The sequence below is a fragment of the Paraburkholderia dioscoreae genome, from assembly GCF_902459535.1.
Taxonomy (GTDB): domain Bacteria; phylum Pseudomonadota; class Gammaproteobacteria; order Burkholderiales; family Burkholderiaceae; genus Paraburkholderia; species Paraburkholderia dioscoreae.
The window spans coordinates 714,977-731,182 of record NZ_LR699554.1; the positions used below are offsets into that span (position 1 = coordinate 714,977).

Here is a 16,206-nt window from a genome sequence, read left to right on the forward strand (position 1 = left end):
GGTTCGAGCCACCAGGCGAGCGAGGGCTTTTATGCCGACCCTGACCGACGGCGTGCTGTTTGGGCTGGTCATTCTGGTCCTCGACTTTCTCGCCTGGCGCTTCATGAGCCGCAAGAGCGACCAGACCCGGCTCGCCTTTCGCGCGCTGATGTTCGCCCTGTCGAGCTACGTGCTGTTCAGTTATGGCATGAACCCGTTGCGCGCGGCGCCCTGGCCGACCGAGCCGCTGCGCCATCTGCTCGCGCAGGTGCTGGAAATCGTGTGGTGGCTGCAAGGGGCGCGGCTCGTCACGATTCTGCTCGACCGCGTGGTGCTGCCCGAGGCATGGCACAAGGAGCGGCTCTTTCAGGACGTGTTCGGCGCGCTGGTTTTTCTCGCCGCCACGGTCGGCGCGATCGCGTTCGTGCTGCAGTTGCCGGTGCGCGGCCTGCTCGCGACGTCGGGCGCGCTTGCGGTCGTGCTCGGTCTCGCGATCCAGAGCACGCTCAACGACGTGTTTTCCGGCGTCGTGTTGAACGCGACCGAGCCGTTTCGACTCGGCGACTGGGTGACGATCGGCGACGTGGAAGGAAAAGTGGTGGAGAGCAACTGGCGCGCAACGAGCCTGCTCAACGGTCAGGGCAATATCGTCGTGATTCCGAACAGCGTGGCGGCGCGCGCCCATATCGTCAACGCCAACGAACCGTCGCATACGCATGGCATCAGCGTGGTGCTGCCTGTCAAGCCGTCGATCCGGCCGGCGCTGGTGCTGGCGGCGCTCTCCAGCGCGGCCCAAAGCTCGCGCGATGTGCTCGACGATCCGAAACCGGTCGTGAGCGTGCGGCGCGCCACCAACGACGCGATCGAGTACGAGATCGTCTGTTATGTCAGCGAGTTGGGCAAAAAGATCGCCGTGCGCAACGATCTGTTCGATCTCGCGCACCGTCATCTGCTTTCGCGCGGGGTGGCGTTGCGGCCGCTATCGGTGCCTGAGCCCGTGACGGGCGGCACCGCGGACGAGAAGCTGCGGCTCTTGCGCAACGTGCTGATCTTCCAGACGCTCGCGCGCGACGAACTTGCCGAACTCGCCGGCAAACTCACGCAGCACGAGTTCGACGCCGACGACACGATTTACGCCGCGACGGATGAAAGCGGCCACGAGCTGCACATTCTGGCGCAGGGCGTAGCCAAAGTGATCGTGACCAAGGACGGCGGGGAGATCGAACTGCGCAGGCTCGCGCCGGGCGATTCGATCGGCCAGTCGGGGATTCTCGCCGGCGTCAGGACGGCCGTGGTGGTGCGGGCGCTGACGCGCGCCACGGTTTTCCGGCTCGACAAGAGCGCGCTGACGCCGGTTCTCACGCGGCGCCCGGAGGTGGTCAAGGAAATGTGCCGGCTGCTCTCGGAACACCATGCCAAGGAGGAGATGCTGCTGGCCTCGCCGGCGAGTCTGGACGAGAACACCGGCGGCTTGCTGCAATGGATTCGCGACGGCGTGCGGCGCTTCCATGAACTGACGCTTTGAGCGAATGCGCATAAGTAGCGTGGCGATTAAGGGTTTTTAAGATTCCGCCAAAGTCTTTATGGATTTGTTTCGCTACGCTGCGGTGGTAGTCCCCGGACTGCCGCCGGTTCAGCGCACGGGTGGGTTGCGGCACCCGGTCGGCATGCGCGCCAGGGCGCGTCGGGAAAGGAGCTGACATGGAGGAGTTGACATGAAGAAGACCATTGCCGGCGTCGACATCCCCGAGGGTGTCATGGCCCAGGCGGCGACTGACCTGATTCGCGGCACGGAGTCCGAACTGATGTTTCATCACGCGTTGCGCGCCTTCCTGTTCGCTGCGCTGACCGGATACCGCGAGAACCTGACGTTCGACGCGCAACTGTTGTATGTCGGGGCGATGTTTCACAACGTCGGCCTGAACGCGAAGTACGAGCGCTCGCCATACCGCTTCGAGGTGGACGGCGCCAACGCCGCGCGCGATTTTCTGCGCCGGCACGGCGTCGCCGAGCGCGAGATCGAAGAGGTCTGGGTGGGGATCGCCTTGCACACGACCCCCGGCATACCGGAACACCTGTCGGCGCTGGTCGCGCTCATCAGCGCCGGTGTGCAGATGGACGTGCGGGGCGCGCGCTATGACGAATTCACCGCGCATCAGCGTGACGAAATCGTGCAGGCCTATCCGCGCGAATCCGGCTTCAAGAAGAAGCTGATCGAAGCATACGCGCACGGCATGGAGCATCGTCCCGAGACGACATTCGGGAGCGTGAATGCCGATGTGCTGGACCGGTGGGATCCGAACTATCGCCGCCTGAATTTCTGCGGACTGGTGCTGGGATCGGACTGGCCGAATTGATGGATGTTTGACACAAAGGACGATCGGCATGGGCTACATCATTTCACTGGGAGTCGGCTTCGGCATCGGGCTCCTCTACTGGCTGCTCAAGGTTCAGTCGCCGGCGCCGCCGCTGATCGCGCTGGCCGGGCTGCTCGGCATGGTGCTGGGCGAGCACGCCATCCCGGTCGTGAAAGCGCAGCTCTTTGCGCAGACCGCCACGGCGCAGGTTGCCGAACAGACGAAGGGCGCCGCCGTGCAAAAGCCCGAGGCGAGCAAGGACGGCGGTTGATGCGGAGGGTGCATGCAGCTCACGGGGCGGGGCGCCGTTCCGGGGCCTGCGGTTCAGATATTGCCAACTCAAATGGGTATTCAAATGTTCAAGTCGCTTCATAGGTACCGCGCCATTGCGCTCGTTTCCGCCGCGCTGCTGATCGGGTCGACGGCGGTTTCGTCAGCCTTCGCCGATGCCGGGCCGCCGGAAGTGTCGAGCGGCAAGACCGCGCTGGTCAAACACCCGGACGTGTCGGTGGGCGCGCAGTACGACACCACCCATGTGTACGTCGCCTCGGCCGACCTCGACGCGTTCGTCAACAGCTTTCTCGCGACCTTCGGCGGCAAGGCCTCGCAGCGCGCCGTCTTCACCGTGACGCCGACGCCGAGCAAGACCGCCTCGCAATATGTGCAGACGCCGGTCGGCATGCTGTCGGTGTTCGGCTTCGAGACGCCGATCCCGTATCCGTTCGGCAATGAACGCACCGGCTACCTCGTCACGGACATCGACCAGGGCGTGAAAGCGGCGCGCGCGGCCGGCGCGGACGTGCTGGTCGAGCCGTTCGACGATCCGATCGGCAAGGACGCGATCATTCAATGGCCGGGCGGCCTGACCATGCAGCTCTACTGGCACACCAAGGCGCCGAATTACGCGCCGTTGCAAAGCGTGCCGGACAACCGCGTGTACGTGTCGCGTTACGAAGCGAACAACTTCGTGCGCCGCTGGCTGCACTTCTCGCACGGCAAGGTGGTGTCGGACAATCCGCGCGCGGACGCCGGCGTGATCGGCCGACCAGGCGAAACGATTCGCGAGATCCGCATCACGTCGGGCTTCGGCCGCATGATCGTGTTCGTGACGGACGGCAAGCTGCCGTTCCCGTTCGGACGTGAAACCACCGGCTACAACGTGGACGACGTGGCGCAGACGCTGGAGCGCGCGCAGGCGGCCGGCGCGAAGGTGTTGTATCCGGCGTATGCGGTCGGATCGGGCAAGACCGCGATGCTCGAATTTCCGGGCGGGTACATTGCCGAAGTGCACGATGGCAAGTGAGACGCACGTCGCGCCGTCGTTCACGCTGCGGCGCGTGCGCCGGCGGGCGCGGCACGCCGTCCGCGCATTGCTGCTCAGTACGGGGCTGGCGGCGGCGCTGCCGACCGCGGCGGCGGACACCGCGCTCGGCGGCGCGGACGATACCTCCACGACCGGCAGCCCGGCGACCGCCACGACTGCTGCCGGCGCTGCCGCAGCCTCGTGCGCGCGGCCCGCGATCATGTTCAATCGCTGGCAGGAAAACTGGTCGGTGCTGGCCAATCCCTGCGTGCCGAAAAAGCCCTTCGATTCGCTGAAGTACATTCCGCTGTTCGGCAATCCGGATGCGTACATTTCGCTGGGCGTGGTGCTGCGCGAGCGGCTCGAAATCAACGACGCGCCGCTCTTCGGTCTCGGCGCGCAGCACGACGATACCTACCTGCTACAACGGCTCGAAGTTCACGCGGACGTGCGCCTCGGCCCCCACGTGCAGATCTTCACGCAATTCGAAGACGCACAGCCTTATGGCAAAGACGTCGTCACGCCGGTCGACAAGAACCCGCTCGACTTGCGCCAGGCGTTCGTCGCGATTACCGAGCCGCTCGGGCCCGGCACGGTGAAGTTCCGCGTCGGCCGCCAGGAAATGGCGTTCGACTTGCAGCGTTTCGTTTCCGTGCGCGACGGCCCGAACGTGCGTCAGGCGTTCGACGCGATCTGGGCCGACTATGAAACCGGCCCGTGGCGCTGGATCGCCTACGCGACGCAGCCGGTCCAATACCGCGACAACTCGGATTTCGACGACGTCTCCAATCGCGATCTGACGTTCAGCGGCGTGCGCGTGGAGCGCAAGAACGTGGGACCGGGCGACCTGTCCGCGTACTACTCGCGCTACAACCGCAGCAACGCGAAGTTCCTCGACGCGAGCGGCGACGAACACCGCGACGTGTTCGACACGCGCTACGCCGGCAATGTCGCGCCGATCGACTGGGACGTCGAGGCGATGTATCAGTCCGGTCATGTCGGCAACAAGACCATCGGCGCGTGGGCGGTCGGCTCGCTGGCCGGCTACACGCTGGCTTCCCTGCCGTGGACCCCGCGCCTCGGCATTCAGATCGATGCCGCCTCGGGCGACAGTCATCCGGGGGACGGGCGCATCGGCACCTTCAATCCGCTGTTTCCGAACGGCTACTACTTCGCGCTGGCCGGCTACACCGGCTACACGAACCTGGTGCACGTCAAGCCGACTCTGATTCTCAAGCCCAGCAGCAAGCTCACGCTGCTGGCGGGCGTGGGTCTGCAGTGGCGTCAGACCACCGCGGACGCCGTGTACGGCCAGGGTTCGGCGGTCGTGCCGGGAACGGCGGGGCACGGCAGCCCTTGGACCGGCTTCTATACGCAACTGCGCGCCGACTATGCGGTCACCGCCAATCTCGCGGCGGCGCTGGAAGCCGTGCATTTTCAGGTCGGTCCTTCGTTGCGCGATCTGGGCGCGCGCAACGCCGACTACGTGGGCGCCGAACTCAAGTTCGGCTGGTAGAGATGGCACACGCGGCAGCACGAGCGCAATCCGCACACTGTCGTTACGGCGACGGGCTAGACGAGGTCAAGCTATGAGCACTCCGGGCACATCCGTCGACGCAGCCACGCCCTCGGAACTCGAGATTCCGTTTTCCTCGCTGGAGTATCGCCGGCATCAGATGTTCCCCCGTCTTTGCGCCGCGGAGATTGCGAGCCTGCGCCGCTTTGCGCGGCCGATGTCGTTCAAGGCCGGCGAACTGATCTTCGAAACCGGGCAGGTGGCGCTCGGCCTGTTCGTGCTGCTGCATGGCCGCGTGCGGATCGAATCGCGCGACAGCTTCGGGCGCTCGACCGTCGTCACCGAACATGACGACGGACACTTCATGGCGGAGATGGCGCAGCTCTCCGGCAAGCCGGCGTTGATCGACGGCATCGCGCTGACGGACGTCGAGACGCTCGTGATCGAGCCGGAGCGCTTGCGCGCGCTGATCGTCGCCGATGCGCAACTGGGCGAGCACATCATGCGCGCGCTGATTCTGCGGCGGCTCGGGCTGATCGAGCAGGGGCTCGGGCCGGTGATCGTCGGCAATGGCGACGACGCGCGGCTGATCCGGCTGCAAGGCTTCCTGCGCCGCAATGCCTACCCGGCGATGGTGATCGACGCCCGCACCGATCCCGACGCGATCAAGCTGCTGGGCGGCATGACGACCGGCCCCGGCGATTTCCCGCTGGTGTTCTGTCCGAACGGCTACGTGCTGCGCGCGCCGGACGAGGCGCAGCTCGCGTCGTGCCTCGGGCTCGTGCCGACCTTCGAGCAATCGCATGTCTACGACGTGGCGATCGTCGGCGCCGGCCCGGCGGGACTGGCGGCCTCCGTGTATGCGGCGACCGAGGGTCTGTCGGTCGCCGTGTTCGATCAGCGCGCGCCGGGCGGGCAGGCCGGCGCGAGCTCGCGCATCGAGAACTATCTGGGCTTTCCCACCGGCATTTCGGGCCAGGCGCTGGCTGCGCGCGCGTTCCAGCAGGCGTTGAAATTCGGTGCGCATCTGGCGATTCCCGGCAAGGTCATGGACGTGAGCCGCCATGAAGACATCTTCACGCTGACGCTGCAGGACGGGCAGCGCATCAGCGCGCGCACCGTCGTGGTGGCGAGCGGCGCCGCGTACCGTAAGCCGACGGTGCCCGGGTTCGACCGTTTCGAAGGGCGCGGCACTTTCTACTGGGCGTCGACGATCGAGGCCAGGCTCGTGAAGGGACTGGACATCGTGCTGATGGGCGGCGGCAACTCCGCGGGCCAGGCAGTGGTGTTTCTTGCGAACTTCGCGCGCAGCGTCCGCGTGCTGATTCGCGGCGCTGACCTCAACGCCAGCATGTCGAAATACCTGATCGACCGGATCGGATCCTTGCCGAACGTATCGCTTTGCACGCGTTGCGTGTTGCGCGGACTCGAAGGCGACGAAAGCGGACTGACCGGCTTGCACATCCATCATGAGGACGAGGGCGCGGACGAAGTCATTCCCACGCGCCACCTGTTTCTTTTTATCGGCGCGGACCCGAAGACGGATTGGCTCGCAGCGAGCGACGTGGAGCTCGACAACCGGGGCTTTGTCGTGACCGGTTTTGCGCGCAGCGAGCAGGGCTTCTCCGCATCGAGCGCACGCTATCCGCTCGAAACCAGCGTGCCGGGCATGTTCGCCGTCGGCGACGTGCGCTCGGAATCCGCGAAGCGGGTAGCGGCGGCGGTGGGCGACGGCGCCGCTGTCGTGAGTCAGATTCACGCGTATCTGAGCCAGCTCGCCAAGGCGGCCGCTTAGGCGATAAGCCACCCGCTCGCAGCGTGCGAATCTGAAAAATGCGGGCGATCAGAAAAAAGCGGGGACTGGCCGTCGGCAATACTCGATTGGCGTATAGGACGCCGGCATGTGCCGGACAATCACCTCAAATGGAGCAATAGCAATGGCATACATCACCACCAAAGACGGTACGCAAATCTATTACAAGGACTGGGGTACGGGCCAGCCGATTACGTTCTCCCACGGCTGGCCGCTCGATGCGGACGCATGGGACGCGCAGATGCTGTTCCTCGCGGAACGCGGCTACCGCGTGATCGCGCATGACCGTCGCGGCCACGGCCGCTCGTCGCAGCCGTGGAACGGCAACGAAATGGACACCTACGCAGACGATCTGGCCGAACTGATCGAAGCGCTCGATCTGACCAACATCATGATGGTCGGTCACTCGACCGGCGGCGGCGAAGTGGTGCGCTATATCGCGCGTCATGGAACGAAGCGTGTCGCCAAAGCGGTGCTGGTCTCGGCCGTGCCGCCGATCATGCTGAAGACGGAAGCGAATCCGGGCGGCCTGCCTATGTCCGTGTTCGACGGCATTCGCGAAGGTGTGCAGAATAACCGCTCGCAGTTCTTCAAGGATCTCGCCGTGCCGTTCTACGGCTTCAATCGCCCGGATGCGAAAGTGTCGCAAGGCACGATCGATTCGTTCTGGCAGATCGGTATGCTCGGTTCGATCAAGGGGCTGTACGACTGCGTCAAGGCATTCTCCGAAACCGACTTCAACGAAGACCTGAAGAAGGTGACGGTGCCGGCACTGGTGCTGCAAGGCGACGCCGACCAGATCGTGCCGCTCGACGACTCCGGCAAGCTGTCGTCGAAGATCATGCCGAACGCCACGCTGAAGATCTACGAAGGTGCGCCGCACGGTATGTGCACCACGCACGCGGACCGCGTGAATGCGGACCTGCTGGAGTTCATCAAGTCGTAATGAAGCAGGCCGGCGGCGCCATTGCGGCGGCCGTCGGCGCATGCGGTTCGTGCTTTTCCTGTTTTTTCGGCAGCGGATTGCGTGCGCGTTGCGCAGGCGCCGGCAGCGGCTCGCGAACAGCGCGCGACGCTGCGTCCAGCGCGGCACGCACCCGCTGTTCGCTCGTCGCGCTCACCGTTCCCAAAGGCTGGCGTTCCAATGCATCGACCGCTTGTGCGGCGCGTGCGCAGCATTCTTCGAACAGGCCCGCATCGAGCAATGCATCGGCGAGACTCGACGCCAGTTCGATTCCGGTTCGCGGGTCGCCATCGGCGGAAAACGCCCAGTCGAAAGCGACGCGCGCGTCGTCGAGCATTGGCTGAAGATCATGCGCACTGGCAGGTTCGTTTTCGCTGTCCCGCCTGTCGCCGGACAGCCGGGCCTGGACGCAGCGCGACACATAACGCGCGTTGCGTGCAACGATCTCCCGAAGTTCACCTTCAGCCTTGAGCTGCTCCAGTGCGTAGGCCCGGGTCGATTCCGAGAGCCGGTATTTCACCGCGGCTCCCACGAACTGGACGCTCACGAGCGACTTCGCCACCAGTTCGGTGATGCCGCCGATCGCATTCGCCATGGTGTGTTCCTCGTCGCAGACCACTGCGCACATGGACTCGAAACAGAACGTGCCGCTGAATACCGCAAGACGGCGGAATACGGCGCGCGTAACGGGATCGAGCAGCGCGAAGCTCCAGTCGAACGTTGCGCGCAAAGTCTGATGGCGCGGCAGCGCGGTGCGATAACCGCCCGCCAGGATCGCCATGCGGTCGTCAAGCCGGCGGTACACGCCTTCCACACCGAGCGCGACGACGCGGGCCGCCGCCAGTTCGATCGCGAGCGGAATGCCGTCCAGCCGGCGGCAGATCTCGCCGACCAGCCGCAGCTCCGCGCTGCCGGCGGCCACGGTTTCCTGCAACGAGCTGGCGCGCAGAAGAAACAGGTTCACCGCGGAACATGCCAGGATCTCCTCATCGCCGGCATCCGGCGGCGGTACATCGAGCGGGTCGACCCGGAACACCGTCTCGGCCATGATGCGAAGCGGCTCCCGGCTCGTGACGAGCACACGCAGGCGTTCGTTGCCGGCTACCAGCGCGTCGGCGATTTGCGCCACCGCGCCCACCACATGCTCCGCGTTGTCGAGCAGCAGAAGCCTGGGCTTGCCGGCGAGCGCCGCGGCCACGCGCGTCACGTCGATTTGCGTACCTGGGAGAATCAGCCCACAGCTTTCGGCAATGGCGCAGAGCACGCTTTCGTGCGTGGTCAAGGCGGCGAGCTCGATAAAGCAGACCGGATCGGCGAACTGCGCCGCGCTATGGCGGGCCGCCTCGATGGCGAGCTGGGTCTTGCCGATACCGCCGGCGCCGGCCAGCGTCAACACATGTGCGTGCTGCAGCATCGAGCGGATCAGTTCGACCTGGGCGTCGCGGGGCAGCAAGCCGGACTTGGGCGGAGGCAGGCGGTGCGCCAGGGAGACTTGCGAACTCGCTTCGTCGAGCAGAGCATTTTTCTTGCGCTGCAAAAGCCGATAACCGCGGCCGGGCACGGTGAGGATCAGGTCGCGGTCCGGCCCAAGCACCTTGCGCAGCGCCGACAGGTGAACCTGAATATTGTTCTCTTCGACAATCGTGTTGGGCCAGACCGCATTCATCAACTCGTCTTTCGTGACGAGACGGCCGGCGGCTGACGAGACTGCGGCAAGGATGTCGAATGCGCGCGATCCGAGGCGCACGACTTCGCCGTCACGCCGTAAATTGCGCATCTCCAGATCGATCTGAAAGCTGCCTATTTCCATCATGGCGTCGACAGGTTGAGGATTGCGGGCGAAGTACGGAGATCACGTCGGCGGGCCGGCAATGAGGGGAGAGAGGGTCGCGTGCGCCGGGCCTGGCAGGAGCAAAAGTACCGCGCCCCGGCAGACATGTCTTGCACGTTAGTGCGATGCTTTGTAGGAAAGTCTATTGTCGTGATCGGGGTCGCGTTCGTGGTCGCGACGGCGCCCGGCCCGGCTGGTTTCCAGGCGGGCCGGGCGCGCGCGATTCGCCTAGCTGCCGGCGAGTCGCCGCCAGCTTCCTGGCGGCGTGCCGACCAGTTGCGTGAAGGTGCGCGTGAAGTGGCTCTGATCGGAGAACCCGCATGCAATGGCGATCTCCGAGAGCGACGCGTCGGAGCTGCGAAGCAGATGGCGCGCGCGTTCAATGCGCTGTTCCAGCAGCCACTGGTGCGGCGTGCGATTGGTGGTCTCGCGAAACGCGCGGATGAAATAGCTGCGCGACAGGTTGCAGGCATTCGCGATCTCTTCGAGCGAGACATTGTCCTGGGTCTTCGCGAGCAACATATCTTTGGCGCGTGCTTCGTGCAGACCCGAAAGCCGCCGGCCTGGCTTGACCGATTGAGCGGGCGCGCCGCCATAATGATCGACCAGATGCGTGCCGATGGTGACGCCGAGCTGTTCGATGAACAGCGGGCTCGCTTCGCTCTCGCGATCCAGCGCCAGCGCGAGAACCTGCGCGAGGTGGCCGAAGATGGGATCCTTGCCGCCCGGCTGCGCGGAGAAGCCGGTCATATGCGTGCCGCTTCGTTCGTAGCCGGTGTTCGTAATGAACGCGCGCGAGAATTCCACCAGCACGAAGTCGAATGCGCCGTGCAGATCGGCGCGGTAGTCCTCTTCGAAATTGCGGATATAGACCGAGTCCTTGTCGAATTCGTGCATGGCCGAGCGGTTGCCCGAGATGATGCGGCGCCGATGGCCCGCGCTGAGCGAAACGCCGATCAGCACGCCGCGATCGGAGGCCGGCGTGGCGACTTCGCTGGTCTTCTCCTGACGGCGGCACTTGCGATAAAACGTGAAGTCGCCTGCTTCGAGTTCGATGTCCTTGTGCAACTGGTTCGCAAGACAGCCCAGCGAGTCTTTCTTGCGTGCAGCAGTGATGGGGGCAATTTCAGTCTGGTTGAACATGATCCGTCACCTCGGTTCGTCGCGCTACATTCACATGCCCGTTCGCGTTGCCAAAATCGAGAGATGTTTTATATCCGGCGGAGTCCCGCGATTATCTCGGAAATTATTATCGTTGAATATTTATTTTCGTTCAGGTCGAGTGCCGCTATCGGGAATTCGACGAATGTTTGCTCATACGAACCGCTGATTACCGCCCCTCAGGACAATTAATAAAAATTAGCACCGGTTTGGGACGCGCCGTCGTATGCTTTTTTCACGATTGCACCAGGCATGGGAAACGGAATGTCGGAACTGATTCAGCGCAGATGGCTCATGCACTTAGGCTTATGGTGCGCACTTTTTTTGAGCGTTGCGGCGGGCGTCGGGCCGCGCGCCGCGCTGGCCGCCGCGCCGCCGGTCAGGACACAGGGGCCGGGCTTTTACCGGATCATGGTCGGCGGTTTCGAAGTGACCGCATTGCTCGACGGCACGCATCCCTTTCCGATCGATACCGTCGTTCAAGGCGTACCGAAGTCCGAAATCGGGCAAGACCTGTCGCGCGATTTTCTGCAGGCGCCGGTGCAGGGATCGATCAATGCATTCCTGATCAATACCGGTGCGAAGCTGATTCTGATCGACTCCGGCGCGGGCGTGCTGTATGGCGACTGTTGCGGCCGGTTGGCCGGCAACCTGCGCGCCGCGGGGTATCAGCCCGAACAGGTCGACGAAGTCCTGCTCACGCATCTGCATAAGGACCACGTCGGCGGTGTCATCGTGAACGGCGCAATGGCGTTTCCCAACGCGATTGTCCGGGTCAGCCAGGTCGAATCGGACTACTGGCTGAATCCGGCTAATAAAGCCAGCGCGCCCGCTTTTCTCAGTTCTTTTTTCGATGCCGCGATCGCGTCTGTCGCGCCCTATGTCGCGGCCGGCCGCTTCAAGCCGTTCAGCGGCGACGTGGAACTCGATCCGGGCATTCGCGCGGTCGCGCTCCCCGGTCATACGCCGGGCCACACCGCCTATCTCGTGCAGAGCGATTCGAAAGATCTGCTCGTGTGGGGCGATGTCATTCATGTGGCGGCGATCCAGTTGCGCAACCCCACGGCATCCGTCGAATACGATACCGCCGCCGCCGCGGCGCAGCGCTCGCGCCGCTATGCGCTCAAGCTCGCAGCGGACAAACATTATCTTGTCGGCGCCGCGCATATTGCTTTTCCCGGATTGGGGCATATCAGGAAAAACGGTAGCGTGTACGACTGGGTGCCGGTCAACTACGAGGCCGAGCCGGGGCATTGAACCCGGCTCGCGCCCGGGAAACCGCGCTATTGCGCCGGATCTGCCCGGCTATGGCGAAACGGACCTGGGGACGGGATACGACGGGCGCAACGTGGGGCTGGATATCGTTCGTCCGCCGGATGAGTCAAGCAAGGGCGACGGTGGACGATCGCGGTTTTGCCGGAATCGTCGGCCGCGTCGCAAGGTTCACTGCCAGTTGATGGGAGCAAGCATGATGCATAGCGAAACCTGTTTGACGCCGCGCGGCGAGGCAAGCCGGGAAGCATGTTGCGCACCGCGCGAGCCGGCCGACGCGTCCCCCGACGGACTGCGCGCCTCGGTGTGGGATCACGTGATTCACGCTCTGTTGCCGGGCTATCGCGGCGAAGGCGGCGAAGCATCCCGCGAGCGGCGCACGCCTCGCATGGCCGCTTGCGTGCCGTCGCCGCATATCCAGGTCGAAGTGATCGAGCGTCTGTCCGATACGTCGGTGGCGGTGCTCTGGCAGGATGCGACCCGCTGCCGCTACGACGACCAGGTGTGGATCAGTTGCCGCGCCCGCCAGAAGGGTTACTGTGCGCTGAGCGGAGCGGTGATCCGTCGTGACGATCCGATCTACAAGCCGCGAGTGCGGGCGAGCATGCCGGCCAACGCTACCGCGATGATTCTCGCCTCGGTGGTCGAGCAAATGTCCGCCCTGACCACGGCGGACGATGCGCGTTAGATCTTCAGCAACTGTGCTGCGTTGCTGCCGGGATACGTAGTGAGCCCGGCGCAGTTTCCCCCAACTCCTGTCCCATTGATCGACCGCTTCGGCACGATCCGACGTTCCCGCACTTCAGGCGCGAGCCGACGCATGACGGTCTTCTCATTGTGTCCGCTTAGTGCAAAAAATTTGAACAATAGGTTCAGTTTTTTCCGCGCACGCTGATCTCCCATTGATCTAGACTTCTGGGACGCCACGCCCGGCGGCGATTCCGCAGTTTCTCCGTTCCTTCCCGTTCTCTTTCTCAGCGTCGCGTCCTGGATACTCCGCATGATTTGCATTGGCCCGCTTCAGGTGAACATCGACCGTCGCGAAGTGTTTCTCGATGGTGCGCCTGTGCGGATCGGCGGACGTGCTTTCGACATGCTTGCCGTGCTGATCGCCGCGAACGGCGGGCTGGTGTCGAAGAACGAGATGCTCAGGCAGGTCTGGCCGAATGCGATCGTCGAAGAGAACAACCTGCAGGTGCATATGTCCACGCTGCGCAAGCTGCTCGGCGAAAGCCGCGGGCTGATACAAACGGTATCGGGACGCGGCTACAGGCTGGTGCAGAGCGCGTCGGCGCCGGCCGCGGCCGGCGAATCGCGTGCCGGCGAATCGAATGCCGGCGATGAACCCGCGGACTTCCCGCCAAGCGGCAGCGTCCGGAACAATCTGCCGGTCCATTTTTCTCCGCTGATCGGACGCGACAAGGCACTGGACGACGTCTCGCAGGCGCTCGCCGCCGCACGGCAGGTGACGCTCGTCGGTTCCGGCGGCATCGGCAAGACGCGTCTCGCGGTCGAAGTCGCGCGCGGCTTGCTGGCGCGCTTTCCGGACGGCGTCTATCTGGTGCCGCTCGCGTCCACCTCCGACGCAGGCAGCGTTCTCGCGGCATTCGCCGCCAGCGTGGGCGTGAATCCGGCCATCGGCCCGCTCACGCTCGCGCGCGTCGGCAAAGAGCTCGGCGAGCGGCGTGTGCTGTTCGTGTTCGACAACTGCGAGCATGTGCTCGGCCCCGCGGCCGAACTCGCTGAAACCTTGCTCGGCGTCGGCCCGGAAATCTGCGTGCTGGCCACGAGCCGCGAGCCGCTGCGCATCATGAACGAGCATCTGTATTGGGTCGCTTCGCTGCAGGTGCCCGGTCAGGACGATCAGAGCCAGGAGGTACTGCAATGCAGCGCCGTCAAGTTGTTCCTGTCGCGCGCTCGCGCGATCGACGCGCGCTTTTCGTCCGATGAAAAAAGCATTCATCTGACCGGCACGGTATGCCGCCGGCTCGACGGCATACCGCTCGCCATCGAACTGGCGGCGGCGCGCGCGGCGATCCTCGGTATCGAAACGCTGGCCGGCCATCTGGACGACCGCTTCAATATGCTGACGGGCGGCAACCGCACGGCATTGCCGCGGCATCAGACCTTGAAGGCGACACTCGACTGGAGTCACGCGCTGCTCGACGACGCCGAGCGCACCACGCTGCGCAGGCTCGGCGTTTTCGTGAGCAGCTTTACGATGGAAGCGGCGATCGCCGTTGCCGGCGACGGGGCGCTGCATGAAATCGACGTGGTTGCGGCGGTGTCGGGGCTGGTCGAGAAATCGCTGGTGGTGACGCACATGGAGCGCGGCAGGGCCAGCTATCGTCTGCTGGAAACCACGCGCGCCTACGCCATGCAGAAGCTCGACGATAACGGCGAACGGCGTTTCGTCACGCTGCAGCATGCCCGCTACTTTCTGAGCGTGCTGGAACGCGATGCGCCGCGTTGCGCCGACCCGGCGCTGGCGCTCTCCGACGGCTGGCACTACCGCATGCGCGCGTTGCTCGACGACCTGCGCGCCGCGCTGACCTGGGCCTTGTCGCCGAAGGGCGACGAGGCGCTCGGCGAGACGCTGGCCGTGAACTTCGTCTTTCTGCTCTACGAACTGTCGCTCGTCGACGAATGCCGCGCGTGGGCGCAACGCGCGCTCGATACGATAGCCGTCGCGCAGCAGGGCTCGCGTTCGACGCGTCATCTGCGCGTGCGCATGCAGCTTCAGGCGGCGCTTGCCGCGGCGCTTGTCTATGTCAGCGGACCGAACCGGGAAACGTTCGGCGTCTGGTCGGAGATTCTGGCGTCGGCGATCGCGCTGGGCGATCATGTGTTCGAGGCGCGCGCTTTGTGGGGCATGTGGAATGCGAGCCAGTCGTCCGGCGCGGCGCGCAATGCGCAGGCGTTCGCGCGCCGCTTTGCCTTGCTCGCCGCCGAGGTGGGCGACGCCAGCGGAACGATTCTGGCCTACCGGTTGCTCGGGATCGCGGCGCATTACAGCGGCGATCAACAGCAGGCGCGCGCATCGCTCGAACAACTGCTGCAACACGGCGGGGAACTGCAGCATGGCCTGCCGCTCGGGCAGTCGGTGGATCAGCGCCTCGTCGGCCATGCGACGCTCGCGCGGGTGCTCTGGCTGCAGGGCTTGCGCGATCAGGCGCTGCGGCTCGCGGAAGACTGCGTGATCGCGGCATGCGATCAGCAACAGGCCATTGTCACCTGCTATGTGCTGGTGGAGGCGTTGGTGCCGCTGACGCTGCTGTCGGGCAAATGGGAGCGTGCGGCGCAAGCCATCGCGTTGCTGCGGGACACCTCGGCGCGCGCGGGCCTGAGCGTGGCGCAGGCCTGCTGCCGCTGCTTCGACGAGTATCTGCGCTCGGTGCAGGACGGCGGCGCGCAGCACCTGCAAGCGTTCCGCGCGGCGCTGGACGATCTCGAGTCGCTCGACTTCGGTGCGCAACGCGCGATGCTGGCCGGACAATACAGCCTCGCACTCGGGCGCGCGGGGCGGCGGGAAGAGGGCATCGCCACCGTGGTCGGCGTGCTGGCGCGCTGCGACGAAACCGGCGACCACTGGTACGCCGCGGAACTCCAGCGCATCCACGGCGAATTGCTGTTCATGAGGCAGGCGGACATGCCGCAGTCCGAAATGGTGATGCGCGATGCGGAGGCGTGTCTGGTCGCGGCGCTGGAGGTGTCGCTGGTGCAAGGCTGCCGCTCGCTCCAGTTGCGCGCCTCGACCAGTCTGGGCGGCCTCTGGCACATGCGGGGCCGAAGCGCGGACGCCGCGAAACTATTGCAATCCGCCTGCGCGAGAGTCACCGAAGGTCTCGACTGGGACGATTATCAGGCCGCCGCGCATCTGCTGCGGATCACGACATCGGAGAGCGAAGCGCGCGCTGCCGTCCCGATGATCTGTCCATCTGCCTCCCGTCGTGCGGCGGAAGCGCTCGACGTCGCGCCGTCGCGCCGAATCAGATCGGGCAGCTGATTGG

General features: G+C 64.9%; 12 protein-coding genes. 10 read left to right on the plus strand and 2 right to left on the minus strand.

The annotated features are described in order from the left end of the window. The first annotated feature begins 31 nt into the window (after positions 1 to 31). The 7 genes from PDMSB3_RS23380 (at position 32) to PDMSB3_RS23410 (ending at position 7,914) form a co-directional block, all read left to right on the plus strand. Positions 32 to 1,504 (plus strand): mechanosensitive ion channel family protein, encoded by a 1,473-nt coding sequence (locus PDMSB3_RS23380; protein WP_165187882.1) that lies wholly within the window; start codon positions 32 to 34, stop codon positions 1,502 to 1,504. Between the two features lie 190 nt (positions 1,505 to 1,694). Beyond that, the gene (locus tag PDMSB3_RS23385) at positions 1,695 to 2,336 is read left to right on the plus strand and encodes an HD domain-containing protein (RefSeq protein ID WP_007176384.1); all 642 of its coding nucleotides are present in this window, start codon (positions 1,695 to 1,697) and stop codon (positions 2,334 to 2,336) included. Between the two features lie 28 nt (positions 2,337 to 2,364). Further along, on the plus strand, positions 2,365 to 2,607 hold the full coding sequence (locus PDMSB3_RS23390; protein WP_007176385.1) for a DUF1427 family protein: 243 nt from the start codon (positions 2,365 to 2,367) through the stop codon (positions 2,605 to 2,607). 84 nt (positions 2,608 to 2,691) lie between these two features. Beyond that, a complete protein-coding gene (locus PDMSB3_RS23395; RefSeq protein ID WP_165187884.1) occupies positions 2,692 to 3,639 on the plus strand; it encodes a VOC family protein in 948 nt (315 codons plus the stop codon). Continuing rightward, positions 3,629 to 5,155 carry an alginate export family protein gene (locus tag PDMSB3_RS23400; RefSeq protein ID WP_165187886.1) on the plus strand — a complete coding sequence of 509 codons (1,527 nt, stop codon included), beginning with the start codon at positions 3,629 to 3,631 and terminating at the stop codon, positions 5,153 to 5,155. The genes PDMSB3_RS23395 and PDMSB3_RS23400 overlap by 11 nt, the downstream gene beginning before the upstream one ends. Before the next feature lie 73 nt (positions 5,156 to 5,228). After that, entirely contained in the window at positions 5,229 to 6,950 is a 1,722-nt protein-coding gene (locus PDMSB3_RS23405; RefSeq protein ID WP_007176388.1) for an FAD-dependent oxidoreductase, read from the plus strand. A 142-nt stretch (positions 6,951 to 7,092) separates the two neighbouring features. Then, positions 7,093 to 7,914 (plus strand): alpha/beta fold hydrolase, encoded by an 822-nt coding sequence (locus PDMSB3_RS23410; protein ID WP_165187888.1) that lies wholly within the window; start codon positions 7,093 to 7,095, stop codon positions 7,912 to 7,914. Here PDMSB3_RS23410 and PDMSB3_RS23415 read toward each other — a convergent pair. Both PDMSB3_RS23415 and PDMSB3_RS23420 read right to left on the minus strand, forming a co-directional pair. Then, positions 7,904 to 9,745, minus strand: a complete 1,842-nt coding sequence (locus PDMSB3_RS23415; RefSeq protein ID WP_165187890.1) for an ATP-binding protein — start codon at positions 9,743 to 9,745, stop codon at positions 7,904 to 7,906. The genes PDMSB3_RS23410 and PDMSB3_RS23415 overlap by 11 nt on opposite strands. Positions 9,746 to 9,991: 246 nt before the next feature. Continuing rightward, complete coding sequence (locus PDMSB3_RS23420; RefSeq protein WP_007176391.1) at positions 9,992 to 10,906, minus strand: helix-turn-helix domain-containing protein; 915 nt, start codon at positions 10,904 to 10,906, stop codon at positions 9,992 to 9,994. A 312-nt stretch (positions 10,907 to 11,218) separates the two neighbouring features. Here PDMSB3_RS23420 and PDMSB3_RS23425 point away from each other — a divergent pair, with 312 nt between their 5' ends. From PDMSB3_RS23425 to PDMSB3_RS23435, 3 genes are all read left to right on the plus strand, one after another. After that, positions 11,219 to 12,181 carry an MBL fold metallo-hydrolase gene (locus PDMSB3_RS23425; protein WP_405044905.1) on the plus strand — a complete coding sequence of 321 codons (963 nt, stop codon included), beginning with the start codon at positions 11,219 to 11,221 and terminating at the stop codon, positions 12,179 to 12,181. A gap of 214 nt (positions 12,182 to 12,395) precedes the next feature. Further along, positions 12,396 to 12,884, plus strand: coding sequence for a DUF3331 domain-containing protein (locus tag PDMSB3_RS23430; protein WP_035517056.1), 489 nt, complete (start codon positions 12,396 to 12,398; stop codon positions 12,882 to 12,884). A 312-nt stretch (positions 12,885 to 13,196) separates the two neighbouring features. Further along, positions 13,197 to 16,202 carry an ATP-binding protein gene (locus PDMSB3_RS23435; RefSeq protein ID WP_007176394.1) on the plus strand — a complete coding sequence of 1,002 codons (3,006 nt, stop codon included), beginning with the start codon at positions 13,197 to 13,199 and terminating at the stop codon, positions 16,200 to 16,202. Positions 16,203 to 16,206: the final 4 nt, after the last annotated feature.

Coding starts and splice junctions, on each gene's coding strand:
- PDMSB3_RS23380 (WP_165187882.1), top strand. CDS start 32: ATGCCGACCCTGACCGACGGCGTGCTGTTTGGGCTGGTCATTCTGGTC.
- PDMSB3_RS23385 (WP_007176384.1), top strand. CDS start 1,695: ATGAAGAAGACCATTGCCGGCGTCGACATCCCCGAGGGTGTCATGGCC.
- PDMSB3_RS23390 (WP_007176385.1), top strand. CDS start 2,365: ATGGGCTACATCATTTCACTGGGAGTCGGCTTCGGCATCGGGCTCCTC.
- PDMSB3_RS23395 (WP_165187884.1), top strand. CDS start 2,692: ATGTTCAAGTCGCTTCATAGGTACCGCGCCATTGCGCTCGTTTCCGCC.
- PDMSB3_RS23400 (WP_165187886.1), top strand. CDS start 3,629: ATGGCAAGTGAGACGCACGTCGCGCCGTCGTTCACGCTGCGGCGCGTG.
- PDMSB3_RS23405 (WP_007176388.1), top strand. CDS start 5,229: ATGAGCACTCCGGGCACATCCGTCGACGCAGCCACGCCCTCGGAACTC.
- PDMSB3_RS23410 (WP_165187888.1), top strand. CDS start 7,093: ATGGCATACATCACCACCAAAGACGGTACGCAAATCTATTACAAGGAC.
- PDMSB3_RS23415 (WP_165187890.1), bottom strand. CDS start 9,745: ATGATGGAAATAGGCAGCTTTCAGATCGATCTGGAGATGCGCAATTTA.
- PDMSB3_RS23420 (WP_007176391.1), bottom strand. CDS start 10,906: ATGTTCAACCAGACTGAAATTGCCCCCATCACTGCTGCACGCAAGAAA.
- PDMSB3_RS23425 (WP_405044905.1), top strand. CDS start 11,219: ATGCACTTAGGCTTATGGTGCGCACTTTTTTTGAGCGTTGCGGCGGGC.
- PDMSB3_RS23430 (WP_035517056.1), top strand. CDS start 12,396: ATGCATAGCGAAACCTGTTTGACGCCGCGCGGCGAGGCAAGCCGGGAA.
- PDMSB3_RS23435 (WP_007176394.1), top strand. CDS start 13,197: ATGATTTGCATTGGCCCGCTTCAGGTGAACATCGACCGTCGCGAAGTG.